27 protein-coding genes are annotated in these 25948 nt (G+C 62.5%); 15 read left to right on the top strand and 12 right to left on the bottom strand.

The annotated features are described in order from the left end of the window. The first annotated feature begins 9 nt into the window (after nt 1-9). The 5 genes from ACR0DA_RS12835 (at nt 10) to ACR0DA_RS12815 (ending at nt 5298) form a co-directional block, all read left to right on the top strand. Nucleotides 10-498 (top strand): DUF3576 domain-containing protein, encoded by a 489-nt coding sequence (locus ACR0DA_RS12835; protein WP_170341302.1) that lies wholly within the window; start codon nt 10-12, stop codon nt 496-498. 72 nt (nt 499-570) lie between these two features. Then, nucleotides 571-3108 carry a leucine--tRNA ligase gene (gene leuS, locus ACR0DA_RS12830; RefSeq protein WP_480754328.1) on the top strand — a complete coding sequence of 846 codons (2538 nt, stop codon included), beginning with the start codon at nt 571-573 and terminating at the stop codon, nt 3106-3108. Further along, nucleotides 3095-3595, top strand: coding sequence for an LPS assembly lipoprotein LptE (gene lptE / locus ACR0DA_RS12825; RefSeq protein WP_170342238.1), 501 nt, complete (start codon nt 3095-3097; stop codon nt 3593-3595). Before leuS ends, lptE begins: the two co-directional genes overlap by 14 nt. Continuing rightward, nucleotides 3592-4620 carry a DNA polymerase III subunit delta gene (holA, locus tag ACR0DA_RS12820; RefSeq protein ID WP_170364912.1) on the top strand — a complete coding sequence of 343 codons (1029 nt, stop codon included), beginning with the start codon at nt 3592-3594 and terminating at the stop codon, nt 4618-4620. Before lptE ends, holA begins: the two co-directional genes overlap by 4 nt. Before the next feature lie 81 nt (nt 4621-4701). After that, on the top strand, nt 4702-5298 hold the full coding sequence (locus tag ACR0DA_RS12815; protein WP_170459915.1) for a glutathione S-transferase family protein: 597 nt from the start codon (nt 4702-4704) through the stop codon (nt 5296-5298). Here the strand turns inward: ACR0DA_RS12815 and ACR0DA_RS12810 are convergent. After that, nucleotides 5295-6485 (bottom strand): TIGR03862 family flavoprotein, encoded by a 1191-nt coding sequence (locus ACR0DA_RS12810; RefSeq protein ID WP_480754325.1) that lies wholly within the window; start codon nt 6483-6485, stop codon nt 5295-5297. The genes ACR0DA_RS12815 and ACR0DA_RS12810 overlap by 4 nt on opposite strands. A 48-nt stretch (nt 6486-6533) precedes the next feature. On the opposite strand from ACR0DA_RS12810, the gene ACR0DA_RS12805 reads away from it, so the two are divergent. Beyond that, nucleotides 6534-6830 carry an HNH endonuclease gene (locus ACR0DA_RS12805; protein ID WP_170342229.1) on the top strand — a complete coding sequence of 99 codons (297 nt, stop codon included), beginning with the start codon at nt 6534-6536 and terminating at the stop codon, nt 6828-6830. On the opposite strand, the gene ACR0DA_RS12800 is transcribed toward ACR0DA_RS12805, so the two are convergent. The 3 genes from ACR0DA_RS12800 to ACR0DA_RS12790 are packed head-to-tail and all read right to left on the bottom strand — an operon-like array spanning nt 6831 to nt 8916. Then, the gene (locus tag ACR0DA_RS12800) at nt 6831-7565 is read right to left on the bottom strand and encodes a VOC family protein (RefSeq protein WP_480754324.1); all 735 of its coding nucleotides are present in this window, start codon (nt 7563-7565) and stop codon (nt 6831-6833) included. Next, the gene (locus tag ACR0DA_RS12795) at nt 7562-8170 is read right to left on the bottom strand and encodes an enoyl-CoA hydratase/isomerase family protein (protein ID WP_480754322.1); all 609 of its coding nucleotides are present in this window, start codon (nt 8168-8170) and stop codon (nt 7562-7564) included. Before ACR0DA_RS12795 ends, ACR0DA_RS12800 begins: the two co-directional genes overlap by 4 nt. After that, nucleotides 8167-8916, bottom strand: a complete 750-nt coding sequence (locus ACR0DA_RS12790) for an SDR family oxidoreductase (protein WP_170588603.1) — start codon at nt 8914-8916, stop codon at nt 8167-8169. Before ACR0DA_RS12790 ends, ACR0DA_RS12795 begins: the two co-directional genes overlap by 4 nt. 133 nt (nt 8917-9049) lie before the next feature. On the opposite strand from ACR0DA_RS12790, the gene ACR0DA_RS12785 reads away from it, so the two are divergent. Next, nucleotides 9050-10573, top strand: coding sequence for a DUF2125 domain-containing protein (locus ACR0DA_RS12785; RefSeq protein WP_480754321.1), 1524 nt, complete (start codon nt 9050-9052; stop codon nt 10571-10573). A 78-nt stretch (nt 10574-10651) separates the two neighbouring features. On the opposite strand, the gene ACR0DA_RS12780 is transcribed toward ACR0DA_RS12785, so the two are convergent. After that, nucleotides 10652-11485 carry a hypothetical protein gene (locus tag ACR0DA_RS12780; protein ID WP_480754319.1) on the bottom strand — a complete coding sequence of 278 codons (834 nt, stop codon included), beginning with the start codon at nt 11483-11485 and terminating at the stop codon, nt 10652-10654. A gap of 303 nt (nt 11486-11788) precedes the next feature. Here ACR0DA_RS12780 and ACR0DA_RS12775 point away from each other — a divergent pair, with 303 nt between their 5' ends. The 4 genes from ACR0DA_RS12775 to lpxK are packed head-to-tail and all read left to right on the top strand — an operon-like array spanning nt 11789 to nt 16139. Continuing rightward, entirely contained in the window at nt 11789-13135 is a 1347-nt protein-coding gene (locus ACR0DA_RS12775) for a TldD/PmbA family protein (protein WP_170364236.1), read from the top strand. Further along, the gene (locus ACR0DA_RS12770) at nt 13122-13922 is read left to right on the top strand and encodes a 3'(2'),5'-bisphosphate nucleotidase CysQ (RefSeq protein WP_480754317.1); all 801 of its coding nucleotides are present in this window, start codon (nt 13122-13124) and stop codon (nt 13920-13922) included. The genes ACR0DA_RS12775 and ACR0DA_RS12770 overlap by 14 nt, the downstream gene beginning before the upstream one ends. Next, nucleotides 13919-15154, top strand: coding sequence for a 3-deoxy-D-manno-octulosonic acid transferase (locus ACR0DA_RS12765; protein ID WP_480754316.1), 1236 nt, complete (start codon nt 13919-13921; stop codon nt 15152-15154). Before ACR0DA_RS12770 ends, ACR0DA_RS12765 begins: the two co-directional genes overlap by 4 nt. Then, complete coding sequence (gene lpxK, locus ACR0DA_RS12760) at nt 15141-16139, top strand: tetraacyldisaccharide 4'-kinase (protein ID WP_480754315.1); 999 nt, start codon at nt 15141-15143, stop codon at nt 16137-16139. Before ACR0DA_RS12765 ends, lpxK begins: the two co-directional genes overlap by 14 nt. Here the strand turns inward: lpxK and ACR0DA_RS12755 are convergent. Genes ACR0DA_RS12755 through ACR0DA_RS12745 form a run of 3 tightly spaced genes read right to left on the bottom strand, consistent with a single transcriptional unit; the run spans nt 16136 to nt 18434 of the window. Next, nucleotides 16136-17248, bottom strand: coding sequence for a CaiB/BaiF CoA transferase family protein (locus tag ACR0DA_RS12755; RefSeq protein WP_480754313.1), 1113 nt, complete (start codon nt 17246-17248; stop codon nt 16136-16138). The two genes, lpxK and ACR0DA_RS12755, sit on opposite strands and share 4 nt — an antisense overlap. Beyond that, nucleotides 17248-17913: a DsbA family protein gene (locus ACR0DA_RS12750; RefSeq protein ID WP_475145139.1), complete on the bottom strand. Its 666-nt coding sequence runs from the start codon at nt 17911-17913 to the stop codon at nt 17248-17250. The genes ACR0DA_RS12755 and ACR0DA_RS12750 overlap by 1 nt, the downstream gene beginning before the upstream one ends. 2 nt (nt 17914-17915) lie before the next feature. Further along, the gene (locus ACR0DA_RS12745) at nt 17916-18434 is read right to left on the bottom strand and encodes a DUF721 domain-containing protein (protein ID WP_480754311.1); all 519 of its coding nucleotides are present in this window, start codon (nt 18432-18434) and stop codon (nt 17916-17918) included. An 81-nt stretch (nt 18435-18515) separates the two neighbouring features. Between ACR0DA_RS12745 and mutY the strand changes: the two genes are divergently transcribed. Beyond that, nucleotides 18516-19607, top strand: coding sequence for an A/G-specific adenine glycosylase (mutY, locus tag ACR0DA_RS12740; RefSeq protein ID WP_480754309.1), 1092 nt, complete (start codon nt 18516-18518; stop codon nt 19605-19607). Between the two features lie 23 nt (nt 19608-19630). Further along, a complete protein-coding gene (locus ACR0DA_RS12735) occupies nt 19631-20767 on the top strand; it encodes an alkane 1-monooxygenase (RefSeq protein ID WP_480754308.1) in 1137 nt (378 codons plus the stop codon). 6 nt (nt 20768-20773) lie between these two features. Here ACR0DA_RS12735 and ACR0DA_RS12730 read toward each other — a convergent pair whose 3' ends face one another. The 4 genes from ACR0DA_RS12730 to ACR0DA_RS12715 form a co-directional block, all read right to left on the bottom strand. Further along, nucleotides 20774-22159 (bottom strand): adenylate/guanylate cyclase domain-containing protein, encoded by a 1386-nt coding sequence (locus ACR0DA_RS12730; protein WP_170341274.1) that lies wholly within the window; start codon nt 22157-22159, stop codon nt 20774-20776. A gap of 145 nt (nt 22160-22304) precedes the next feature. Beyond that, nucleotides 22305-23408 carry a DNA methyltransferase gene (locus ACR0DA_RS12725; protein WP_480754306.1) on the bottom strand — a complete coding sequence of 368 codons (1104 nt, stop codon included), beginning with the start codon at nt 23406-23408 and terminating at the stop codon, nt 22305-22307. Nucleotides 23409-23514: 106 nt separating this feature from the next. After that, nucleotides 23515-24132 (bottom strand): ribonuclease HII, encoded by a 618-nt coding sequence (locus ACR0DA_RS12720; protein ID WP_170360772.1) that lies wholly within the window; start codon nt 24130-24132, stop codon nt 23515-23517. A gap of 111 nt (nt 24133-24243) precedes the next feature. Then, the gene (locus ACR0DA_RS12715; protein WP_093964236.1) at nt 24244-24708 is read right to left on the bottom strand and encodes a hypothetical protein; all 465 of its coding nucleotides are present in this window, start codon (nt 24706-24708) and stop codon (nt 24244-24246) included. 176 nt (nt 24709-24884) lie between these two features. Here ACR0DA_RS12715 and ACR0DA_RS12710 point away from each other — a divergent pair, with 176 nt between their 5' ends. Together ACR0DA_RS12710 and ACR0DA_RS12705 are read left to right on the top strand one after the other, a co-directional pair. Continuing rightward, a complete protein-coding gene (locus ACR0DA_RS12710) occupies nt 24885-25172 on the top strand; it encodes a hypothetical protein (RefSeq protein ID WP_093964235.1) in 288 nt (95 codons plus the stop codon). Then, nucleotides 25144-25845: a winged helix-turn-helix domain-containing protein gene (locus ACR0DA_RS12705; RefSeq protein ID WP_093964234.1), complete on the top strand. Its 702-nt coding sequence runs from the start codon at nt 25144-25146 to the stop codon at nt 25843-25845. Before ACR0DA_RS12710 ends, ACR0DA_RS12705 begins: the two co-directional genes overlap by 29 nt. Nucleotides 25846-25948: the final 103 nt, after the last annotated feature.

The following is a 25948-nucleotide window of genomic DNA, read 5'->3' as shown; positions in this document are numbered from 1 at the left end:
CTGCCGACGATGCGCCTGCTGACGATTTTGGGTTTGACCGTTTTGACTGCCTCCGTTTCTGCGTGCGGACAGAATCGGAGCACGTCGCCCAACCCCAATGTTCTATCCGCCGACGGCAGCTCGTCCGAGGCCCGCGAGCTCAACGATCCGAATCGTTCGACCATCTGGGATGTGTTCGGCCCCAACAACTCGGAACAGGTCACCCAGGTCAACCGGTACCTGTGGGCGGCGTCGCTGGATGTGCTCAGCTTCCTGCCAGTACAGGAGGTGGATCCGTTTACCGGCGTTATCATAACGGGTTACGGCAAACCGCCGGGCGGCGGGCGGTCCTATCGGGCGACGGTGCACATCAGTGATCCGGCCCTGGCGGCGCGGTCCCTGTCGGTGGCGCTGCAGACCAGCGGAGGCGCTCCGGTCAGCGCGGCGACCACGCGTGCGGTCGAAGATGCGATTCTTTCGCGGGCGCGTCAGCTGCGGATCGCGGACAACAAGCTCTAGCAACCCGCAGAAAATCACAATATTACCACGCCGGGCCCCTGCCCGGCGTTTTCATTCACGAAGGACCGCATGATGTCGCGTTACTCGGCCAACGAAATCGAAGCAAAATGGCAAGAGGCCTGGGACAAGGCCGGGATCTTCACCGCCAAACGGACGGCGGACAAGCCGAAATACTATGTGCTGGAAATGTTCCCCTATCCTTCGGGGCGCATCCACATGGGGCATGTGCGCAACTACACCATGGGTGACGTGATCGCGCGCCACAAGCTGAGCACCGGGCACAACGTTCTGCACCCGATGGGCTGGGACGCTTTCGGGATGCCGGCGGAAAACGCGGCCATGGCCATCGGCGGCCACCCCAAGGACTGGACCTATGGCAACATCGCCGATATGCGCGCGCAGATGAAGCCGCTGGGCCTGTCGATCGACTGGTCGCGCGAATTCGCGACCTGTGACCCGGAATATTACGGCCAGCAGCAGGCGCTGTTCCTCGACATGCTGGATGCGGGCCTGGTCTATCGCAAGAACGCCGTGGTCAACTGGGACCCGGTGGACATGACCGTGCTGGCGAACGAACAGGTGGAAAGCGGCCGCGGCTGGCGCTCGGGCGCATTGGTCGAGCGGCGCGAGCTGACCCAGTGGTTCTTCAAGATCTCCGAGTTCTCGGAAGAGTTGCTTGATGCGCTGGATACGCTCGACAACTGGCCCGCCAAGGTGCGGCTGATGCAGGAGAACTGGATCGGCAAGTCACGCGGGCTCGAGTTTTCCTTCGAGCGCACCGACGGCGGCGCGCCCATCACCGTCTATACCACGCGGCCGGACACGCTGTTGGGGGCGTCTTTCGTGGGTATCTCGCCCGATCACCCGATAGCCAAGCAGATTGAGGCCGAGAACCCCGAAGTCGCTGAATTCGTTGCGGAATGCCGCAAGGGTGGCACCACGGAAGAGGCTATTGAGACCGGCGAGAAGCTGGGTTTCGACACCGGCATCCGCGTCAAACACCCGCTGGACCCGAACTGGGAACTGCCGGTCTGGATCGCGAATTTCATCCTTATGGATTACGGCACCGGCGCGATCTTTGCCTGCCCCGCGCATGACCAGCGCGACCTGGATTTCTGCCGCAAATACGACCTGCCGGTAATCGACACCTTCTTTGCCCTGGATGACGACACGCCGGTGGACAAGATCGCCTTCGTCCCGCCGAAAGAGCAGAAGGTGCACTGGGTCAACCATTTCGCCGGTCTGACCGAGGCCACCGGACAGGAAGCCATCGACGCGACTATCGACTTTGCCGAGAAGGCCGGCTGGGGCAAAGGCGTGACCAAGTACCGCCTGCGCGATTGGGGCCTGTCGCGCCAGCGCTACTGGGGCTGTCCGATCCCGGTGGTACATTGCGACGATTGCGGCGTGGTGCCGGAGAAAAAGGAAAACCTGCCGATTCGCCTGCCCGACGATGTCACCTTCGACAAACCGGGCAACCCGCTGGATCGTCACCCGACCTGGCGCGACTGTGCCTGCCCGTCCTGCGGCAAACCGGCCAAGCGCGAAACCGACACGATGGACACTTTCGTCGATTCGTCGTGGTATTTCGCCCGTTTCACCGCCCCGCGGGCGGAAACGCCGACCGATCTGGCCGAAGCCGAGTACTGGATGAACGTGGACCAGTATATCGGCGGCATCGAACACGCGATCCTGCACCTGCTGTATTCGCGGTTCTTCGCCCGCGCCATGCACATCACCGGGCATCTGCCGAAAAAGGCGATCGAGCCGTTCGACGCGCTGTTCACCCAGGGCATGGTCACCCATGAAATCTATCAGACCCGCGACGACAAGGGCCGCCCGGTCTATCACCTGCCGGAAGAGGTCGAGGACGGCAAGCTGAAGGCGACGGGCGAGCCGGTCGAGATCATCCCCTCGGCCAAGATGTCGAAATCGAAGAAGAACGTGGTGGACCCGGTCAGCATCATCTCGGCCTTCGGGGCGGATACCGCGCGCTGGTTCGTTCTGTCCGATTCGCCGCCCGAGCGTGACGTGGAATGGACCGCCGCCGGCGCCGAGGCCGCGCACAAGCACCTCAGCCGCGTGCACCGCATCGTGTCCGAGATCGCCGCATCCGACGCCCCGGCCAATGCCGAGGACGAAGCGCTGCTGCGCGAGATGCACAAGACCATCCATGACGTGACCGGCGGGGTCGAATCCTTTGGCTTCAACGCCTCGATCGCCAAGCTCTATGCCTTTACCAACACGCTGGCCAAATCCAAGGCGGGCGCGCAGGCCAAGCGGCAGGCGGCCATGACGCTGGCGCAGCTGATGTCGCCGATGACGCCGCACCTGTCCGAAGAGCTGTGGCAGATGCTGGGCGGCGAAGGGCTGGTGGCGCTGGCGCCCTGGCCGGTGGCGGACGAGTCGATGCTGGTCGATGAAACCGTCACCCTGCCCATCCAGATCAACGGCAAGCGCCGTGCCGAAATCAGCGTGGCCAAGGATCTGGACAAGACGCAGGTTGAAAGAATCGCGCTCAGCACCGAAGCTGTGCAGAAGGCGCTGGATGGCGCTGCTCCGAAAAAGGTGATCGTTGTTCCGGGCCGGATCGTGAATGTCGTTGTTTGACCGCAGAAACCTGCTGCTTTCGTTGGCGGCGTTGACCGTGGCGCCCGCTTGTGGGTTCCAGCCGGTTTATGCCCCGGGCGGCGCTGGCAGCGAATTATACGGCAAGGTCGCCGTGTCAGCGCCAGATTCGGTCGAAAGCTACCTTCTGGTGCAGAATCTGGAGCAGTCCCTCGGGCGCAGCGTCAGTTCAGCCAAGGATTACAGCCTGAATGTGCAGGTCTCTACGGTGACCCGCGGGGCCGCCATCACGACCTCGAACGAGACCAACCGGTATTCGATTGACGGGCGCGCCAGCTATACGCTGAGATCCAATGAAACGGGCCAGATCCTTGTGTCCGGCACTGTGGCCGATTTCGTAGGCTACTCCGCCGCGGGGTCCACCGTTTCCACGCTCGCTGATGAACGGGATGCCAAAGAGAGGCTGATGGTCATCCTGTCCGATCAGATCGTCACGCGCCTGTATTCCGCACCGGGCCTGGCTTCATGAAGCTGTCCCCGCGCGACGCCGAGGGGTATTTCGCCAAACCTGACCCCGACAAGACGGGATTGTTGATCTACGGCGCCGACGCGATGCGCGTCGCGCTCAAGCGCCAGCAGGTATTGGCCGCGCTGTTGGGCCCAGGTGCCGAAGAGGAAATGCGCCTGACCCGTCTTCCGGCCTCGGATCTGCGGGCGGATCCTGCCCTTCTGCTGGATGCCGTGAAGGCTGTCGGGTTCTTTCCCGGCGCGCGCGCCGTATTCGTCGAGGATGCAACCGACGCCGCAACCCCGGCGATCACCGCCGCGCTCGAGGATTGGGCGCCAGGCGACGCTCAGATCATTGTGACCGCCGGGCAGCTCAAGGCCAGCTCGAAGCTGCGCAAAGCGTTCGAAGGCCATCGGGCCGCCTATGCGGTCGGGATCTATGACGATCCACCGTCGCGCGCGGAGATCGAGCGTGTTCTGGCCCAAGCCGGACTTGCGAGCGTTCCCCGTGACGCGATGTCCGTGCTCAGCGATCTGGCCACCGAACTCAGCCCGGGCGACTTTGCGCAAACCGTTGAAAAGCTGTCTCTGTACAAACGCGGTGATGCCTCAGACGTTGCCGTCGAAGACATCGAGGCCTGCGCGCCGCAATCCAATGAGGCGGCCCTGGATGACGTTCTCAACGTCGTTGCCGAAGGCCGATCCGGTGAAATCGGGCCCCTGATCCGGCGGTTGCAGGCGCAGGGCACCAATGCGGTGTCCCTGTGCATCGGCGCGACCCGCCATTTTCGCACGCTCTATGCCTGCGCCTCGGACCCCGGTGGCGCAGCGCAAGGGATCGGCAAACTCCGGCCGCCGGTCTATGGCAAACGGCGTGACCGGATCCTCCGGCAGGCGCAGAATTGGGGCGCGCACAAGCTGCAGACGGCTTTGACCGTGCTGACGGATACGGATCTGTCTCTCCGGTCGGCAGGGCAGACTGCCCCGGCCATGGCCCTGGTCGAGCGCGCTCTGATCCGGCTGGCCATGCTGGCGCGGTCACGCTGAATTGAACTGAAGGCGCGTCCGACTTGACGCGGCGGCGCAGTCCCCCACCCTGTCGCCAGTGCAACCACGCAGGAGCATGACATGTACAAGATCTACGGGCGCATCCAGAGTCGTGCCTCTCGGGTGATCTGGCTATTGGAGGAACTGGGGCAGGACTATGAGTGGATCGATGCGGGCCCGCACGACCCGCGCGTTCTGGACCTGAACGGCACGGGCAAGATCCCTGTTCTGCAAGATGGCGATGCAGTCATTTCGGACAGCGCGGCGATCATGACCTATCTGGCGGACAAGCACGGGGCCTTCACCTACCCCGCCGGCACCCCGGAACGGGCCGAACAGGATTCGTTGTTGCACGCGCTGTTGGAAGAATTCGATGCTCCGCTGTGGCTGGCCGCCCGCCATATGTTCATCCTGCCCAAGGACAAACGCGTTCCACAGGTCGTCGAAACCGCCCAGTGGGAGTTTGACCGCAGCTTTCAACGCATGGGGCAGCGATTCAAAGGGCCATTCCTCCAGGGCGAGCAGATGACGATCGCGGACATCCTGTGCATTCACTGCATGAGCTGGGCAAAGTCGGCTGGATTCCCGATGAATTCAGACAGCCTGAAAGCCTACGGCAAGCGCGTTCGCGAGCGTCCGGCCTACAAGAAACTGGGTGAAATGGCCAAATCCGCCTAATCCGCTTGGGACAGCCCGGCCCATTCTGCGGCCGAGCGCCCCGCCCAACGACCTGTCGCCAGGCATGCGGTCAACAGATAGCCGCCGGTCGGGGCTTCCCAATCCAGCATCTCGCCTGTGCAGAACACGCCGGGCTTGGCTTTCAGCATCAGCCCCGAGTCCAGCCCGCTTTTCGCAACCCCGCCTGCGGTCGAAATGGCTTCGTCCAGCGGGCGCAAGCCTGCGTTGCGAACAGGCAAAGCCTTCAAAGTCTTGGCCCAATCATCGCGCCGCTGATTCTGCCCATGTGTCATTTCGTGGAACAAGGCGATCTTTGGCGGCGGCAGTCGCATGCCGTTCTTCAACCAACGGGTCAAAGTGGTTTTCGGGCCAGCTTTTGACAGACGCCCGGACAGATCCTGAATCGTGCGGTCCGGCGCGAGGTCCACATACAGATCAGCACCCTGCCGAAGCGCGGGTGTCAGCGGGTAAAGACCGCCCCCTTCCAGGCCTTTGGCTGAAATGACCGCCTCGCCACGGCTGGCAAGGTCGCCCGCGCGCCACCGAACAGATTTCAGCGCCTGACCGAAATACGCGGCCATATGGGGGCTCCATTCGACGGACAGTGCGGCGTTCGATGGTGCAAAAGGGACCAGCGGAACCCCGGCATCGGCCAGAGCCGGCGCCCAGGCGCCATCCGACCCCAGACGCGCCCAGCTGGAACCGCCAAGCGCCAGAACCGTGACGTCAGCAACCACTTTCTGCCGACCTGCCGGCGTATCAAAGACCAGCGCGGGGCCGTCCCAACCCAACCAGCGCCAACGGGTACGGATCTCGACCCGCATCTCTTCCAGCCGCGCCAGCCAGGCGCGCAGCAATGGCGAAGCTTTTTTTGATTTGGGAAATACCCGCCCTGTGGACCCCGTGAACAGATCTTGGCCCAAGTCCCGCGCCCAGCTTTGCACGCTCTGCGCATCGAAGGCGGCAATCATTGGGTGCAACCAGTCCGCCGCATCGCCGTACGCCGAAATCAGGCGGTCAAACGGCTCGTCCTTTGTCAGGTTCAGACCGGACTTCCCCGCCATCAGGAATTTGCGGGCCACCGAGGGTTTGGCCTCGGCAACCAGCACATTGTGCCCGGCCCCGGCAAGCTCTTGGGCGGCCATCAGCCCGGCGGGGCCTGCCCCGATCACCACTGCCTGTGCCATATCTGCCCTCTTGCCTCACTTGCGTTCAGCCGCGACTGTGTTCCGGTGATGACGAACAGCGATCCGATCTGCCCGCTCTGCAACCGCCCGATCCCGAACGGGACCGGCAGCCTGCACCATCTGATCCCAAAACTCAAAGGTGGCAAGGGCGGTCCCACGGTTCTGCTGCACAAGATCTGCCACAAGGAGGTGCACGCCACCCTGACCGAAGCCGAGCTTGCGCGAGACTTCAACACTGTCGAAAGCCTGCGCACGCATCCCCGGCTGAACCGGTTTCTGGACTGGGTACGCAAACGTCCGCCGGGATTTCAATCCAAAGTCCCGGGCCGACGCCGCGGCCGTTGATCAGGCTGGCAAGAACGGGTCACCCATCGGGTCTGTTTCCGTTGCAGCCAAGCCCTCGACCTCGATGCCCAGAAAGTCTGGCGCGGGAACGATTCGCGCATCGGGAATATGCTGGTATTCCAAGGTGGTATAGGGACGTTTCCACAGCCATTCGCGATTTGCGACCGCCCAGAGATCAGGGTCCGGCGGCACCTCGGTCGTGAAGGCATAGAAATGCAGATCAAACCCGTGCGAGGCCACGTCCTGCATGGAAAGCAGGCGCAGGCCCAAATCCCTGCAAAACGCATCCTCTGCCGAAATGTCGCCGGTCCGCAGAGTGATCTGGCCCACGGCGGCTTGTCCGAACGGGTTCTCATCCGTCTGCTTTTCGGGTCGGTTCCCCTCGAAATCATGCTGAAGAAGCTCGATCGAGAAGCCTTCGGGGTCCGAGAGGTGGCACATGTAACCGATATCTCGAAACTGGGCCGGACGGCTGACGTTGATGCCAGCGCGTCGGAGCCATTCCGCAGCATGGTCGAGATCCGGCAGGGTGATGCCGATCTTCCAGTACCTCTGACCCCGGTCGTGGGCGTATCTGCCGCCTCCGGGCAACAGCAGAAGGTCGGCGCTGGGCCCCGGATAGCCCACTCGCCGCGCATCTCCCTCGGCACGAACGACCATGCCGAAGTTTACCCTGTAGAAATCGGCCAGCCGTGCGGGATCAGCCACACGCAGGCGAAGGGCAGCGATCCTCATCCGCACATCCCGGCGATGCCGGCCGCCGTCTGCGGATCAGCGGCCAGGCTGTCAGCAACCAGGTCCCGCGCGGTCTGCATCAGATCTTCCGGAGCGACCACCCGGTCCACCAGGCCAATGGCAAGCGCTTCGTCCGACGTGACCTTCTGGCCTGCCATCAGGATCAACTTGGTCCGAGCGGGGCCGATCAGAGCCCGCATGCGTTTCACGTCCGATGGCTGCGGCAGAAACCCCAACCGCATGACCGGGTAGAAGACCTTGGCCGTGGGTACCGCGATGCGCAGGTCACAGGCCAATGCCATACCGTTGGCCCCGCCCGCCATGGTGCCGTTCAACGCAGCGACGGTCAGGCAGGGCAGCGCCGCGATGGCTCCGGACAAACGCTCCCACAGGTCCGAGGTCGCAAGACCTGCCCGCGCCTCGTCCAGATCGGCGCCGGCACTGAAAACCCTGCCCGCTCCGGTCAGGATCAGGGCGCGCGCCTCTTGGGCGGCTTCGGCGATCTGCAACAGGTCCGACAACATGGCCCCGGTCAGGGCATTGGCCTTGCCGGGGTTGTTGATCGTGACCGTCCACAGACCGTCCTGCTGGGTCAGGTCGATCACGTCAGGCCGATCCTCTGGCGAATGTCGTCACGGCGCAGCGAAATCTCGGTTCCCAGAAACTCGTTCGCATCTTCCGAGCACATCCACAGCAGCGCCCGCGCCGGCCAGTCGGCCGGGATGTGATCGTCCCAGTCCAACTGGCTGACCGGGTTGATGCCGCTGGCCTTGATGACCCGCTGCATGTCGGTCGCCACCGTGCCCGGGGACAGACCCATGGCACGTATGCCATGATGCGCCTCTTCCAAGTGAAGACATTCGGTCAGCATTTTCGCCCCGGCCTTGGACGCGCAGTAGTGGCTCCAGGCCTCGACCGGGTTCGAGGCGGCCCCGGAGGAAACGGTCAGGACCGTCCCGCCGCCCGCCGCCCGCATCAGCGGCAGAACCGCGCGCATCCCGTGGAACACACCTTTGAGGTTGATATCGATGGCCTTGCTCCAGGCTGCTGGATCGGCATTTGACAGGTGAAAGATCGGATCGATCACACCCGCATTGCCGATCAGCACGTCCACGCGGCCAAAGCGGTCGGCGCAATCCGCAACCGCCTGTTCTACCTGCGCAAAATCGCTGACGTCGCAAGACAGCGCGATGGCGTTCCCACCTAATGCCGCAGCCAATGCATCGATCTGATCATGGCTGCGCGCTACCAGCGCGACATTGGCGCCGGCTGCGGCAAATACGCGCCCTGCTTCGGCGCCGATGCCGCGGCTGGCTCCGGTGATCAGTACTGTTTTGCCCTTCATATGCATCCTGTAATCCTTTTGGATTGAAATCGGGTAAAGTGGTACCGCGCAAACGGGGAAATCGTCCAGCCCTTGCCCCTTGACGGCAGCCGCGACAACCACGACCATGCGCGCAATTTTTACCGAGAAGGGTTCCCTTATGTCCGTTTTCTTCCGCCGCAGCTGCGGTGCCGCGCTGGCCTATGCCGTTGCAACCCAAGGCGCTTTTGCCGATCTGTCCGCCAACGATGTCTGGTCGGATTGGCAGGCCTACATGGGCAGCATGGGGTACACCATCACCGGCGAGCAGAACACCTCTGGCGACGTCACCACCATCACGAACTTGACCATGAAGATGGACCTTCCCGAGGGAGAAGGCTCGTTCGACATGGTCGTTCCGGAAATGACCCTGACGGAAAACGGCGACGGAACGGTCAGCATCGAATTCCCCGAAAGTTTCCCCATGACGGTATCCGGCCAGGCCGAGGAGGAGGAATTCTCGGTGGATATCCTGTACTCGCAGACCGGGTTGAAAATGCTGGTTTCGGGGTCGCCCGACGACATGACCTATGACTACTCTGCCAGCAAGCTGGCACTGGCGCTCGACAACATCATGGTCGATGGCGAAGCGATGCCCGACGACGCGCTGGATCTGGGTTTTGAGATGATCAACCTGGCCGGTGCATCCCGGATGCAGATCGGAGAGGGCCGCAAGGTCGACCAGAATTTCACCGCGGCAAACCTGACCTATGACCTGAATTTCCAAGACCCGGAAACGGGCGAAGATGCCCGCATCAACGGCAAGCTCGACCAGCTGGAGTTTGAAGGCAGGAACGTAATCCCCGAAGGCTTCAGCCTGGCGGACGTGGAAGGCGCATATGAGGCTGGTTTTGCCTTTGACGGGATCTTCACCTACGGCGCTGGCCAAACCAGCATCGCAGGCACCAGCGAGGGCGAGGCTTTCTCGATGGCCAGCAGTTCGGACGGTGGCCGCTTCGGTGCCAGTATCGACGCCGAGCGTCTGGCGTATGACGTCGAACAGAACAATGCAAAGCTCGAAGTAACCACGGCAGACCTGCCGTTTCCCATCGAGATTGCAATGGCGAAGGCCGGTTTGAAACTCGAGGCACCTATCCAAGCGTCCGAAGAGGTTGAGCCGTTCGGCTTTGCGATGAACCTGACAGACTTCACCATGTCCGACATTCTGTGGAGCATGTTCGACCCCGCAGGCGCCTTGCCGCGCGATCCAGCCACGATCGCGCTGGATGCGACGGGCACCGCAAAGGTTCTCCTGAACTTCCTGGACCCGGAAGTTGCCGAAGCATTGGACGGCTCGGACGAGGTTCCGGCCGAACTGCATTCGCTCAAAATCAATGAACTGCTGGTCTCGATGGTCGGTGCCAAGCTGACCGGCACCGGTGATTTCACCTTCGACAACTCCAAAACCGAAGAGTTCGGTGGCGTTCCGGCGCCGGCGGGTGAGGCAAACCTCCGGTTGGTAGGTGCCAACGCCCTGATCGACAAACTGATCGGAATGGGGTTCATGTCCGAGAACGACGCCATGGGCGCGCGCATGATGATGGGGATGATGGCTGTTCCCGGCGACCAGCCCGACACGCTGAACTCCAAGATCGAGTTCACCAAGGACGGCCAGATTTTGGCCAATGGTCAACGGATCAAGTAAGCTCGCTTGGCCTGACCTTCGACCAAGGGCGCGGTGTTCCGCGCCCTTTTTCTTTGGTCCGATACAATCTCGGGCTTTTCAGGTCTTCAAATCAAGTTCTTGCACTAAAGCCCGCGCCATCCGCCGTGTGACTTTGCGCCCGTCGAACAGTGCTGGTACGGGATGCTCAGCCGCGATGCTCGCCATATGAAATCGGTGGTTTCCATCGTAGAACTTGAAGTTTGTTTCGCACAAGAACATTTGACCGGTCTTGGCACAGGGAAGGATATCGTGGGCATAAAGCCCGACATCCAAAGCCGCCTTTACACCCCTCGCAATCGCGTTGATCCGGCCAATGTTGGGCGTGATCAGCAACCTGTGAAAATACCTTATCATCTGAGGGTTTACGGGTGTATCACGGGTATGGACGCTGGCTTCGCGTCCCGCTCTAACCCAAGAAAACAGAACCTGTTCGCCCACCGCTTGCGCACGAATGCAGACGTGCCACATCTCACCTTCATACTCGTGACGACAATCGACATACTCGGTGTTGTAACGATCCGGGTCCAACTCTGCAGCATTCCCGACAAGCTGAACCGGAACATGAGCGTTCGAAACTTCGTTCGAGAACGCAGTTTGAAACGAAGACCCAGTCTCGATAAGCCGGGGCATTGGAACCCCTGCCGCTGTCAGAACCTTGTTCTGACGGATCTTGTGCCCGACGACGCGGCCATGTTCGACCGAGTGCAAAATCCTGTGGCCCAGTGCCTCGATTTCAGATTCCCGCGCACGCAGCCAGTCAACTTTTTCGTTCTGAACGACAAACAGCTCGTTGTAGTGAAGCAGAACGTAACTCTGCGGGTCGTCGATCCCACCGCGTGCCATCAATTCGGCGAAGGGCAAAACCTCGGAGGGAACGCCCAGCTTACCCATCACCCGAGTCAGGCGCACGATGATGTTGCGGGACCCTTTGCCCTTGGCCAGGACGCCGGGCTCGTCAAACTCAACCACAAAGAAGCGCGCCAAACCTCATACCTCAAATTTCAGTGCCGCCGGGCGACCGGTCATTCTCTGCAGTCAGCTTACCCTGCAGCTGCGGCCCTTCCCAGCGGGATCTATTTCCGTAGACCCCGATTTCCCAACGTGCCAACACCATCCGTGACGCATTGGATACACCCAAGGGCTTGCGAGGCGGGTTGACCAAGGCTAGGTCCAATACAATCAATTGGAGGCACCATGACCCGATCACCCGAAGCAATCAGCCACGAAATGCTGGACCTGGCCCGCAAGGCCGGAGCCGAAGCGGCCGACACGATCGTGATCGACGGATCCTCGGTCTCGGTCGAGGTGCGTGGAGGCGCTTTGGAGCACGCCGAACGCGCCGAAAGCACCGACGTTGGGTTGCGTGTTTTCATCGGCAAGCAGCAGGCCATTGTATCAGGTTCAGACAGTCGTCCCGAAACGCTTGCAGCCATGGCCGAACGGGCCGTGGCCATGGCGCGCGAAGCGCCCGAGGATCCGTTCGCCGGTCTGGCAGATCCGGAACAACTGGCCAGCGGTTTTTCCGTGGACTCCTTGGAGCTTTTTGACCCCACGCCCGAACCTTCAGCAGACGCACTGATGCAGGACGCGCTGACCGCCGAGGCTGCGGCCCTAGCGGTGGAAGGCGTTACCCAGGTGTCTGATGCGGCGGCATCCTATGGCACCCACCGGGTTCATTTGTCCGCGACAAATGGATTTTCCGGTGGCTATGCGCGCAGCAGCCGCTCGGTTTCATGCGTGGCGATCTCGGGCGAAGGCACCGGGATGGAACGCGACTATGACGGAGACAGCCGCAGCTTTCAGTCCGACCTGCGCAGCCCCGACGAGATCGGCCGGATCGCCGGCGAGCGTGCCGTGCAGCGAGTGGGTGCCCGAAAGCCGGAAACAGGGCGCTTCCCGGTATTGTTCGACGAGCGGATCTCGTCCTCTTTGATCGGGCATCTTCTGGCGGCCAGCAACGGCGCGGCGGTGGCCCGCGGTGCCTCCTGGCTCAAGGACAGCCTGGGCCAGCAGGTGCTGCCTGCACATCTGTCGCTGATCGAGGACCCCCATCGCCCGAGGATTGCGGGATCGCGCCCGTTTGATGCCGAAGGATTGCCGACCGCGCGCCGGATGATCGTCAAAAACGGCGTGCTGACCGGATGGACCCTGGATCTTTCAAGCGCGCGCAAACTGGGCATGAATTCCACCGGGAACGCCGCCCGTGGCGTGTCCGGCCCTCCATCTCCCAGCAACTGGAACCTGAGCCTGACCCAGGGCGAGTCCAGCCGGGACGACCTGCTGCGCGACATGGGAACGGGATTGCTGGTGACCTCGATGATAGGGTCCACCATCAACCCCAATACCGGCGATTACTCACGCGGTGCGTCGGGTTTCTGGGTCGAAAACGGAGAGATCTCGCACCCGGTCAACGAATGCACCATTGCCGGAAACCTGCGGGACATGCTGATGCGGATCATCCCGGCCAACGACGCGCGCACCTATCTGTCCCGGGTCGTGCCCTCGCTTCTGATCGAAGGGATGACACTTGCCGGAAACTGACCTGTCCCTGCTGATCGACGCTGCACGCGAGGCCGGCCGGATTGCCGTCGCCTATGCGGGCCGCGAGATGCAGAGCTGGGACAAACCCAAGGGCGCCGGGCCGGTGACCGAGGCTGATCTGGCCGTCAACGCGATGTTGGAACAACGCCTGCCCAGCGCGCGGCCCGGATATGGCTGGCTGAGCGAGGAGACCGAGGACAATCAGGATCGGTTGACCCGTGACCGGGTGTTCATCATCGACCCGATCGACGGCACCCGCAGCTTTGCCGAAGGGTCGCGGACCTGGGCGCATTCCTTGGCGATCGCCGATCGCGGACAGGTCATCGCCGGCGTGATCTACCTGCCGATGCGCGACATGCTGTTTGCTGCCGCGCGGGGACAGGGGGCAACCCTGAACGGTCAGCCGATCCGGGTGACCGCGGCGGCCACAGAGGCCGAAGCCGAGGTTCTGGCCGCAAAACCGAACCTGAAAGCGGATCATTGGCAGAGCGGGGTCGCGCCGATCTTCCGTCGGGCCTACCGCCCGTCGCTGGCCTATCGTATGGCGCTGGTCGCACAGGGCAGGTTCGACGGGATGCTGACCTTGCGCCCAAGCTGGGAATGGGACATCGCGGCCGGAGACCTGATCCTGCGCGAAGCAGGCGGCACCTGTACTGACCGTACCGGGCGCCCGTTGCGGTTCAACAACCCCAACCCACGGCTGAACGGTGTTGTTGGCGCCGGGTCTGAATTGCATAAGGTGCTGATGGGCCGACTGGATCAGCCAATTCAGGGGAATCGGGCATGAGCAAACCTCGATCCCTCAGCCTGGCGGCCTATCGCGCGTTTTCCTGGGGTGTACCCAAGCCCCCCGGACACAACACACCGCCTCGCCCCGCGGGTGAGTTGCTTTGGATTCATGTTGCCAACGCTCAGCGCCTGCGCGCGGTGAACGACTTTTGCAAGCGGCTGCAGCAGTCCCGGCCAGGGCTGTCGATCCTGTTGACCGTCCCGCCTGACGCTGACCGGACACGCTGGGCAGGCTGCGACATGGAATTGGTTCCGCTGCCTGACGAAAAAACCGGCGCGGCGCGTGGATTCCTGGAGCACTGGCAGCCCGACATGGGGCTGTGGGTCGGCGGCGGCCTGATGCCCAACGTGATCACCCGCGCGGCCGAACGCGGTATACCCATGGTCCTGCTTGAGGGCGAGAACGACGTTCGTGTTGCCTTTGTCGGGAAATGGCTGCCGGACATCAACCGCTATACCTTTGACTGCTTCCGTGCGATCCACGTCACGTCCGAGGATGCAGCCCGGCAAATCCGACGTCTGGGCGTCCCGGCTTCGAAGGTGGCACTGTTTCCGCCGCTCAGTATCAGCCCCACCCTTCGCCCCTGGCCCGAGGACGAGCTGATCGAGACGAACCATGCGTTGGCAGGGCGGCCGGTTTGGCTGGCGGCGTGGGTTGACGCCAAGGAATTCATCTCGGTTCTCAGCGCACATCGGCAGGCCATGCGGATGCTGCCGAGGCTGGCCCTGATCCTGCATGTCGCGGACATGTCCGAGGCGGCGCCCCTGCGCAAAAGGCTGGAAACGATGGACCTGCGCTGTGCCAACTGGGAAGATGGGGACATGATCGAAGACATGACCCAGGTCATCCTTGCGTCGGACCCCGAGGCCCTTGGCCTTTGGTATCGCGTCTCTCCGGTGACGTTCATGGGCAGCACGCTCGAGTCGGGAATAGGCGGGCATGACCCGATCGCGGCCGCAGCCTTGGGCTCGGCCCTGATCCATGGACCAGACGTGAGCGGCCACAAGGCCCTGTATGACGCGCTTGATGGTGTAGGAGCCGCTCGAGAGATTCGCACCGCCACCGAATTGGGCGACACTGTCGTTGAACTGCTGGCCCCGGACTTGGCCGCGAACATGGCCCTTGCCGGCTGGCAACTGGTGACTGAGAGCGCGCCCCAGGTGGATACCCTGATCGACATGGTACAGGAACATCTGGACCAGCACGGAGCGGAACATGAGGGCGCCTGAATTCTGGAACAACGCGCCGGATCACCCCGGCCTGCGCGCAAGGCTGCTGGCGCCGCTGGGCCGCGTCTATGCGCGGGCTACGGCCCGGCGGGTGGCGTCGGGGCCCGGGGTTGATCCGGGTGTACCCGTGATCTGCGTCGGCAACCTGAATGCTGGCGGCACCGGAAAAACGCCGACGGCGATCTGGGTTCTTGAACAGCTGCGCGACGCGTATCACACGCCGCATGTGGTCACCCGCGGCCATGGCGGATCGCTTGAGGGGCCGGTTCGGGTGGACCCGATCCGACACACGGCGGCGCAGGTTGGTGACGAGCCATTGTTGCTGGCGGCATTCGCCGAGGTCTGGGTCGCCAAGGACCGTGCCGCCGGCGCCCGCGCCGCCGCCGAGAACGGCGCAACCGTGATCGTGCTGGACGACGGGTTCCAGAACCCCTCGGTGGCCAAGACATTCTCGATCGTCGTGGTGGACGCGGCCCGCGGCTTTGGCAACGGCTTGTGCCTGCCGGCCGGACCGCTGCGCGAACCGGTCGACGTGGGGCTGCAACGGGCCGATCTGGTACTGTCGCTGGGTGACTTGGCCGCGCAGGCACAGTTCGCGCAGCAATGGGGCGACAAGCTGGGCGTTCCGCACGCCACCGGTCAGGTCACGGCGCTGCAAACCGGGATGGACTGGAGCGAAACTCCGGTTCTGGCCTTTGCCGGTATCGGCCACCCCGAGAAGTTCTTTCAAACCTTGCGCCAACAGGGCGCGCGGCTGCTGCGGGCCGAGGCGCTGGACGATCACCAGCCGTTGACGCCGGCCCTGATGACCCGGCTGGAAAACGAGGCGCGGCTGCTGGGCGCGCAGATGGTCACCACCGAAAAAGACGCCGTTCGCCTGCCGCCCGCCTTCCGCAGCAAGGTCATCACCCTGCCGGTGCGCCTGCAGGTGTATCAAGCCGACGACGTGCGTCAGCGGTTGCTGACGGCCGCGCCGCCGCCCTAGTCGTCTTCGCCCAGTTTCGGGGCGGGGCGCGAAAGGTTCAGATCGGCATCCGAAAAGACGAATGGCGCGCGAATCCCCGGCACCCCGTCCAGGTCGATCTGCATGCCGCGTGCGATTACCTGCGGATCGGCCATGACCTCGTCCAGCGTATTGATCGGCCCGGCGGGGATGCCCTGCGCCTCGCAGGCGGCCAGCAGGTCGGCTTTGGCCCAGGTCGCCGTGGCCCCGTTCAGCCGTGCAATCAGGGTGCGGCGATTGGCCAGCCGGTCCTTGTTGTGCAGGTATTCGGGCGCCTCGGCCATGTCGGGCAGGTTCAACACCCGGCACAGGCGCTGATATTGCCGGTCATTACCGGTGGCGATGATGATGTGTCCGTCGGCACAGTCGAACACCTGGTAGGGCGCCAGGTTCACATGCGCGTTGCCCATGCGCTGCGGCACCTGACCGGTCGTCAGATAGTTCAGCGCCTGGTTTGCCGTGACCGCCACGGCCACGTCCAGCAAGGCCATGTCCACATGCTGCCCGCGCCCGGTGCGCTGGCGCTGGTGCAGGGCGGCCAGAACCCCGGCCACCGCATAAATGCCGGTGAACACGTCGGTGATCGCCACGCCTGCCTTCTGCGGCTGGCCGTCGGGCTCTCCGGTCACGGACATCAGACCCGACATGCCCTGGATGATGAAATCATACCCGGCCCGGTGCGCATAAGGCCCGGTCTGCCCGAACCCGGTGATCGAGCAAAAGACGAGGCGCGGGTTCAACTGGCTGAGGCTGTCATAGTCCAGCCCGTATTTCTTCAGCCCGCCGACCTTGAAATTCTCGATCACCACGTCGGCGTCAGCGACCAGCGCGCGCACCTTCTGCTGCCCTTCGGGGGTCGAGAAATCGGCGATCACCGACGCCTTGCCGCGATTGGTCGAATGGTAATAGGCCGCCGAGACATCCTGATCGCGGGTCACGAAGGGCGGACCCCAGGCGCGGGTGTCGTCGCCGGCCGGGGATTCCACCTTGATGACCTCGGCGCCCAGATCGGCAAAGGTCTGGCCGGCCCAGGGGCCAGCCAGAATGCGCGCCAGTTCGACAACCTTCAGACCGGCCAGAGGCCCGGTCATCAGTTGCCCAGTTCCTTTTCGATCAGAGCCTTGAACTCGTCATAGGACTGGTTGTCGACCTTCTTGCCGTTGACGACAAAGGACGGGGTGGCCTGGATCCCGTCTTTCTCGGCGTTTTTCTGATACCAGGCGACGAGGGTCTGCGCCTTGGTGCCGTCCTGCAGGCAGGCTTCCAGCTGATCGTTGCTCAGCCCGGCCAGACGGCCGATCTTGCGCAGTTCTTCCACGATCTCGGCCGGGCCGCCGGCGCGTGTCCATTCGGACTGGCCCTGATAGATCAGGTCGGTGATGCCAAAGAACTTTTCGGGGCCACCGCAGCGCGCCACCATCGACGCCCAGATACCGTAGCGGTCGAAATAGACCTCGCGGTAGATGAATTTGACCTTGCCGGTGTCGATGTATTCCTTCTTGAGCTGCTTGTACGGCCCCTGATGGAAGTTCGCGCAGTGCGGGCAGGTATAGGACGCGTATTCGATGATTTCGACCGGTGCATCCTCGGATCCCTGCACCATCTCGACGATGGTCGAGGTGTCCAGATCGGCGTTTTGCGCTTCGGCGCTGCCGACCAGTTGTGGCACAGGCACGGTGCTTGGCGATTGGGTCAGCCAATAGCCGCCTGCGGCCAGCGCCACGGCCGCGCAGATTACGGTTGCAATACGGCTCATACTCAGCCCTTTCTCAGCGTTTTTTGTTTGGATAGAACGTTCCGGCCCAGCCGTTCAAGGGCCGCGCGCAAGTCTTGGTCTTGAACTTCGCGCGTCACTTTGTCCGCCTCGGCAACGACTTCCGGTGCGATGGTGGGTTTCGCCTGTTTCGGACGGTGTTCGAAACTGGCCTGCCCCTCGGCAAATCCTGTGGGAGCGGTCTGGGTGATGCGGATGCGGCTGATGGCGTTGTAGCCATAGACGGCATTCACCTTGTCGCGCAGACGGTCCTTCTGCATCTCGAGCATCGGGGCCTGCGGTCCGGTGGTCAGCACGGTCAGCGTGGCGCCGAAACCGCCCTTGCCATAGCCCACCTTGACCGGCCGTGCGATGGCGGCAATGTCGGGGCCCACGATGTCGGCCCAATGGGTCAACAGCCGCGATACGGCAAAGCCGCGGCTTTCGCCGGCTTTGCGGATCCGATCGCTCAGCAATGACGCGGTGCGTTTGAACCCTCGGGTGGTGGACCGTCTTGGTTGCATCTGGTTTCCAACTCCTGCGCCGCTATTGTAATGGGCGTGCATCCGGGCGCCAGCGAAACCCTACAGAGAAATGGATAAAACTTGCGTGACACCGCCACCTTCGACCTGAGCCGCAGCCTGCTTGCCTGGTACGACCGCCATGCCCGCGACCTGCCGTGGCGGGTCAGCCCCGCCGACAGGGCCGCGGGCGTGCAGCCCGACCCCTATCGCGTGTGGCTGTCCGAGGTGATGCTGCAGCAGACCACGGTGGCCGCCGTGCAGGGTTATTTCCTGCGCTTCACCGCGCGTTGGCCGGATGTCCGGGCGCTGGCCGCCGCGCCCGATGACCAGGTGATGGCGGAATGGGCCGGGCTGGGTTATTACGCCCGCGCCCGCAACCTGCTGAAATGCGCCCGCGCGGTGGTGGACCAGCACGACGGGCACTTTCCCGACAGCCATGATGCGCTGATGAAGCTGCCCGGCATCGGCCCTTACACCGCCGCCGCCATCGCGGCCATCGCCTTTGACCGGCCCGAAACCGTGCTGGACGGAAATGTCGAGCGGGTCATGGCCCGGCTGCACGACATCCACGACCCGCTGCCGAAATCGAAACCTCTGCTGAAGGCGAAGGCCGCCGCGCTGACCCCGGAGGAACGCCCCGGCGATTATGCCCAGGCGGTGATGGATCTGGGCGCCACGATCTGTACGCCGAAGTCTCCGGCCTGTGGCATTTGCCCCCTGCGAGATCCGTGCCAGGCCCGCGCCGCCGGAACACAGGCCGACCTGCCGCGCAAGACGCCCAAGGCGCCGAAGCCCACCCGGCTTGGCCACGTCTACATTGCACAGCGCGCCGATGGCGCAATCCTGTTGGAGCGCCGCCCGGAAACCGGGCTGTTGGGCGGGATGCTGGGCTTTCCGGGCTCGGACTGGGCCGAGAACACGGCCGAGGCGCCGCCCTTTCCGGCCGATTGGACCCTACTGCCCGCTGAAGTGCGACACACCTTTACCCATTTCCACCTGATCCTGCGCGTCTGGACCGCCGCCGTTCCCGCAGAGGTGGACCCCGTGGGCTTGGTCGTGACGCCCATACATGCCTTTCGCCCCGGCGATCTTCCGACCGTGATGCGCAAGGCGCATGATCTGTGGCGCGGCAGTTCTGCATCTGGGAAAATGAATCGGGCGGGATTATCCTGACGGCAGAGTTTCGGAGCCTGACCATGATCTCGACTGATACCCTGTCGCGTTGGCAAACAGCCCTTCCTTTCTGGGTTTCGTTCCTATTGATCCCGATCCTTTGGTTCACCGCTTTCGCCGGCGGCTGGTGGGTATTACTGGTGCCGCTGTCCACCTGGTGGTTGTTCGCAGCGCTGGACGGCCTCACCGGGCTGAACCTTGAAAACGCCGACCCCGAAACGCCCGAGGACGCGCTGCGCTGGTACGTCCTGCTGACCAAGGCCTGGGTTCCGGTCCAGTTTTTCACGCTCTATGGCCTGATCTGGTACGCCACCCGCGCCGAACATCTGTCATCACTGGAAAAGATCGGGCTGTTCTTCGGGATGGGCGTGATCTCGGGCACGATCGGCATCAACTACAGCCACGAACTGATGCACCAGAAGGGCCGGCTGGAGCGGTGGCTGGGCGACATCCTGCTGGCGATGGTTCTGTATTCGCATTTCCGGTCCGAACACCTGCTGGTGCACCACCGCTATGTCGGCACGCCCCGCGACCCGGTGACCGCGCGCTACAACGAAGGGTTCCACCGCTTTTATCCGCGCGTCCTGCGCCAGTGCCTGGTGTCCGCGTTTCAGGCCGAAAAGGCCAAGCTGGCGCGCAAGGGGCTGAACTGGACGGACCGGGCAAACCCGTTCTGGCGGTATTGGGCGCTGCAGGGGCTGATGCTGGCGCTGGCGCTGCTGCTCGGCGGGTGGCCAGGGCTGGGGCTGTTCCTGGTTCAGGCGGGCACCGCGATCTGGCAGCTGGAGCTGGTCAACTATGTCGAGCATTACGGGCTGACGCGCAAATACCTGGGCGACGGCAAATACGAACATGTCCGGCCGCGCCATTCGTGGAACGCCGCGCACAAGGCCTCGAACTGGCTGCTGATCAATCTGCAACGCCACTCGGACCACCATTACAAGCCCAACCGGCGGTTTCCGCTGCTGCAGAACCACCCTGCCGAAGCGGCCCCGCAACTGCCCTATGGCTATCCGGTGATGACGATCGCGGCGATGGTCCCGCCGCTGTGGCGGCGTGTGATGAACCCGCGGGTGCGGGCTTGGCGGCGACAGTACTACCCCGAGATCACGGACTGGAAGCCGTACAACAAGGCAATGCTTCCGATGCCACGGTCCTGAGAGCGGTCAACGCAGCGCCCAGATATCGACCGGCCGCTCGACGCCGCCAACCGCCTGTGCATCGTGGCGCTGGAACCCGTTCATCAGATCGGCAGCCGTCGACGCTTCGCTTAGGGCCTTTTCGCGCAGCGCGTCGCTGATGACAATCCGCGCACCCATCTTTCGCGTCATTGCTTCAAGCTTGGCAGCCAGATTGACCGCGTCTCCGATCACCGCGAATTCCAGCCGGTTGGCCCCGATGTCGCCCAGAACGACCGGACCGTAGTGAACACCGATGCCAACCTGAATCTCCTGCTCGCCTGCCCGTCGGCGTTCCAGATTCCAACGGTCGATGATGTCAGCCATTGACCGCGCGCAGGACAGGGCGTTGACCGCGTCCAGCGGGGTTGGAACCGGCGTGCCGAACGTGGCCATCAGCCCGTCGCCCAGATACTTGTCCAAGGTTCCGTGGTGATGGAACACCTCGGCCTCCATTCGCGCATGGAAGCCCCGCAGCACCTCGATCACCTCATACGGGTCGCGGCCGGCAGCGAATTTCGTGAAGCCCACGATGTCGATGAACAGAACCGCGATGTTTTCCTTGCGCACCTGCTTGAGCGGCTCGTCGTTCTGGCTCAGTTCCTCGACGACATTGGGCGAGAAGTATCGCGACAGGTTGGCGCGTTCCCGCTCCAGTCCGGCATTTGAGATCAACAGGCGATTGAGCCGCCGCATCGACACGCCCAGCGTAACCGCGACCATCATGAACACGATCACCTCTTGCACGCGCATCGGAACCATGAAGCTGTTGGGGTCCAACAGTTCGGCCACGGCCGGATAGCCCTGCAACGCGGTGGCAACCTTTTCGCTGAGGCCAGAGATGGGCGTGGCCACCCACCAGGCGACGATCCAGCCCGCCGTCCACATCAGGGCCGTCCAGCTGCCCATGGCGATCACCGTGCGCCAGGAATAGGCCAGCGTACCTGCGGCCAGGATGATGAAGAAATACTGGAAATTGTCGAACCGGTACTGCATCGCCAGCGGGCGCACATCGTCGCTGAACGGGTTGGGAACGACCATGCCCAGCGTCATGATCAGCAGATCGGCGAAAATCAGCAGAAGCTCGATCCGGGATTGGCCCACACGGCCAGCGCGCCGGATCAGCCAGCCGTTGCCGCAGAGCAGCAGCAGGATAAAATGATACCACATCACATCCCAGTTCGGATTCAGAAACACCAGCAGGACACCGGTCAACGCCATGGCGATCCAGCGGGCGCGGACGGCCAGTTCCAGCCCCTCGCGCTTGTGCCGTTCCAGCGCGGCTTCGGTGTATTTGTTGTCCAAATTGAATTTGTCCGGCGTGGTCACGAAAAACCGCTGAAACCGGGATTGGCTGGCCGTGGTATCAGACATTTCTGATGCTCCCTCGCTATGTAGCGGGATATGGGGTCGAACCATCCAAACATCACGGGGCCAAAAACAAAAGACCCCGCCGGGTTCGGCGGGGCAAGGCTTGGTACCATGTGTCAGGCCACAGGCACCGGCGGTATTGGTGTGATCAGTTGTGCAGTTCGGCCCGGATCTGCTGGCGCAGCACGTCGATCGGAACGGTTTTTCCGTCGCGCTTGAAGCACCAGTATGTCCAGCCATTGCAGGACGGCGCGTTTTCCAGATGCGCGCCCACCTGATGGATCGAGCCCTTGATGTTGTCGCCCACCAGCGTGCCGTCGGCCCGCACCTTGGCCTTGTGCCGCCGGTTCATCGAATACAGCTCTTCGCCCGGGCGCAGCATGCCGCGTTCGACCAGCTGGCCGAAGGGCACGCGCGGCTCGGCGCGTTTGCTGGCGCTGACCTCGAGCGCGTCACGGTCAAACTTGCGCACCTTGGCGATGCGCTTTTCGGCCACCTTGCGATAGCTGTCCTCACGCTCGATCCCGATGAACTCGCGGCCCAGCATCTTGGCCACCGCGCCGGTGGTTCCGGTGCCGAAGAACGGGTCAAGCACCACGTCACCCGGATTGGTCGAACCAACCAGAACCCTGTGCAACAGCGACTCGGGCTTTTGCGTAGGGTGCGCCTTGTCACCATTTTCATCTTTCAGGCGCTCGTGGCCCGTGCAGATCGGCAGCACCCAGTCGCTGCGCATCTGCACGCCTTCATTCAAGGCTTTCAGCGCCTCATAGTTGAAGGTGTATTTCGCCCCTTCCCGCTTGCTGGCCCAGATCATCGTTTCATGCGCGTTGGTGAACCGCTTGCCCCGGAAATTCGGCATCGGGTTCGACTTGCGCCAGATCACGTCGTTCAGAATCCAATAGCCCGCATCCTGCAGGGCCGAGCCCACACGGAAGATGTTGTGATACGAGCCGATCACCCAGATCGCCCCGTTGGGCTTGAGCAGGCGATGCGCGGCCTTCAGCCACTCGCGGGTAAACTGGTCATAGGCGGCAAAGCTCGAGAACTGGTCCCAATGATCATCGACGGCATCCACCTGGCTGTTGTCCGGGCGGTGCAACTGTCCTTTCAGCTGCAAATTATACGGCGGATCCGCAAAAATCAGGTCGACCGACGCCTCGGGCAGACTGTTCATCACCTCGATGCAGTCGCCAGATAGAATCGTGTTTAAAGGGAGCGCGGATGCGCCCTTTGTCTCGGTAGTTGTCATGTCTCTGCCTCAAGTTCCACGGCGCTTTTGCGCTCATTTGGTTGAGACTAGGATGAGTCAAACCGGATTCGCCGTCAAATTCTTTTTTGAATCAGAGGGTTACGATTTACTCTTGATACAATATATTGTGGACGGGCTTGAATGAACGTCTATGGTGTGGGGTTACCCCAAGATTTTGCAGCGCCTCGCGGTGTTGTTTGGACGGATAGCCCGCATTGGTTTCCCAGCCGTAGCCCGGATGCTGTTGCGCCAAATCCACCATCAGTTGATCGCGCCAATTCTTTGCAAGGATCGACGCCGCCGCAATCGAGACTGACTTCGCATCCCCTTTGACCACAGCCTGCGCCGGCAAGGTCAGCCCTTTGGGGATCAGATTGCCGTCGATCAACAGGTAGTCCGGCGCAGGATGCAGGGCGGCGACGGCGCGCTCCATCGCCAGATGAGAGGCATACAAGATATTGAGGTCATCAATTTCCTCAACCGACGCCTCGGCAATGGCAAACTCGGCCCGGGCGCGCAGATCTTCGTCAAGGGTGCGCCGCCTTCGCGCCGTCAGCTTCTTGGAGTCATTCAAACCGTCGGGGATGTCTTGCGGATTCAGAATGACCGCGGCCGCCACGACCGGACCGGCCAACGGGCCGCGGCCCACCTCGTCTACACCGGCTATTCGGGGGTAGCCCTGCGCAATCAGCGCCTGTTCCAATTCAAACGTCGGAGTCGTCATCCCCTCGGCAAACCGCTTTTTGGTCCGAACCGCAACAAAAAAGAAGGAGGCGACCCAGGCCGCCCCCTTCCCGCACAGCGCTTCTGCGGCGCTGCTCCTGCTCGAAACCGATTACTGGTAAACCACGCGGTATCCTTTCTGGCGCAGGCAGGCGGGTTCGTAGGCCCGCTTCACCTTCTTGCCGTCCCAGAACCCTACTTTGCACTGTTGTGGCAGGCTATTGGCATGTTTGTAGTGTTTCTCGAGGCAATTCGGCCCCAGCAAAGGACGTTTTTTCGAATAGCCGTTGTAGGTCTTCAGGCAACGCTGCGGCAGGTCATAGCGGGCGACACGCCGGGGCAGAGGGCGGATATGATCCGGCCGAACGTTTTGCGGCTGGTGGACATAGTTGTTCTGCCGGGTGACACGCTCTTTGCGCTTTTCCTTGTTATAGTGATTGACGGCCGCGCCGATGATGGCAATGGCCGCCAACCCGCCCAGAATGTCATGGGCGTCGGCCGCCTTGGCCTGGGATGCGGAAACGCCGGTGATGGCGACTGCGGTGGCGACGACGAGGGCGATGAACTTCCGGTGCATGACAAGTGTCCTTTCAAAGCTGGACGCGGCGCCACTGGCTAACCGCGAAACTGATGCAACAGCTTTCGGCCACCCGCCGACAGACAAGCAATAACGGCCCGGTGTTATCCGATATCATCGCCGCAAACCCTTTGAGATATTGAATATCGTGCCAAGCCATGCGCAGGATGCAGCCTATGAAACAGATCCTCTCTTTTCTGGTCGTTGCGACGTTGATATCGCTGAGCACCACCGTTTCGGCGGCCGAATGCTATGCCGATTACAAGGCCAAACAGGACAACCCGCTGCGCCTGCACTATGGCGTGATGCAGGTGTCCGCCTGCAAAAAGGGGCAAGCCAAGCAAGAGGTGGCCAAAAGGCTGAAATCCTCGGGTTGGACGTTGCTCAACGTGATCAGCGTTTTTGGACCGGAAGGGTTGGATCAAAGGAAGGCCAATGCCGGAAAATTCTATCTCCGTTTCTGAGGCGCGGCGGTCTGGCACCCGGCTGGTTGGAGCAGGCATCGCCGCAATTGTCGTGATCCTGATTACGGCCGCAGCCTTCTTGTTCTGGACCCTGCCCGATGCCAATGCTTTCAACGCCCGGGTCGAGCGGCTGTTCGTCGAAAGCGATCTGACCACCCAGGCTGAAATCCGATTGCTGGAGATCCTTGCGCAATCCGGAACCGCATTTGCCGACACGCTGGCCAGCTACAGGATGGTGATCTTCGTGCTGCTGATCTTTGCCACGGCCATGCTGTTGGCCGCCTTGGTCTTTCTGGTGATGCTGGTGACGTTAAACCGTCGAATGGCCCAGATCGAGCGCACGGGAATCCAGGTCACGTCGCTGCTGATCAGTCGCGAAGAGAACACCGTCTACCTGAACAACATGGATTTCAAACTGACGCCCGCAGCGATGGAAACGCTGGCCGTCCTGGCCGAGTCCCGCCTTGACGACGAAGTGCTGTCGGGGGTTCAGATCGAAGCCATGATCTCTGGCCGAGACATATCGGACTGTGACGAAGCTGCCGGGGCCACGCGCATCAAACGGTTGCGCGACGCGCTGGGCAATCAGATGGTCAGCGAGCTGTTGGTCAAAAACATCGCCAAAAAGGGCTATATGCTGGCGATCGAAAAAGACGTGATCCAGATGGTCTGACCACCTCGGCCGTGGATCGCGATCGGTAAATTCTGTGTTGCGCCCCTTGGAAATCGGGCTGCAAAAGCCCATCCTCTAGGGACCCGGGCAAGGGAGACGGCCG

It is taken from the genome of Ruegeria sp. CI8 (genome assembly GCF_056536865.1).
Note: the sequence above shows the minus strand (reverse complement) of the source record. Positions and strands in the feature narration are given on the sequence as shown.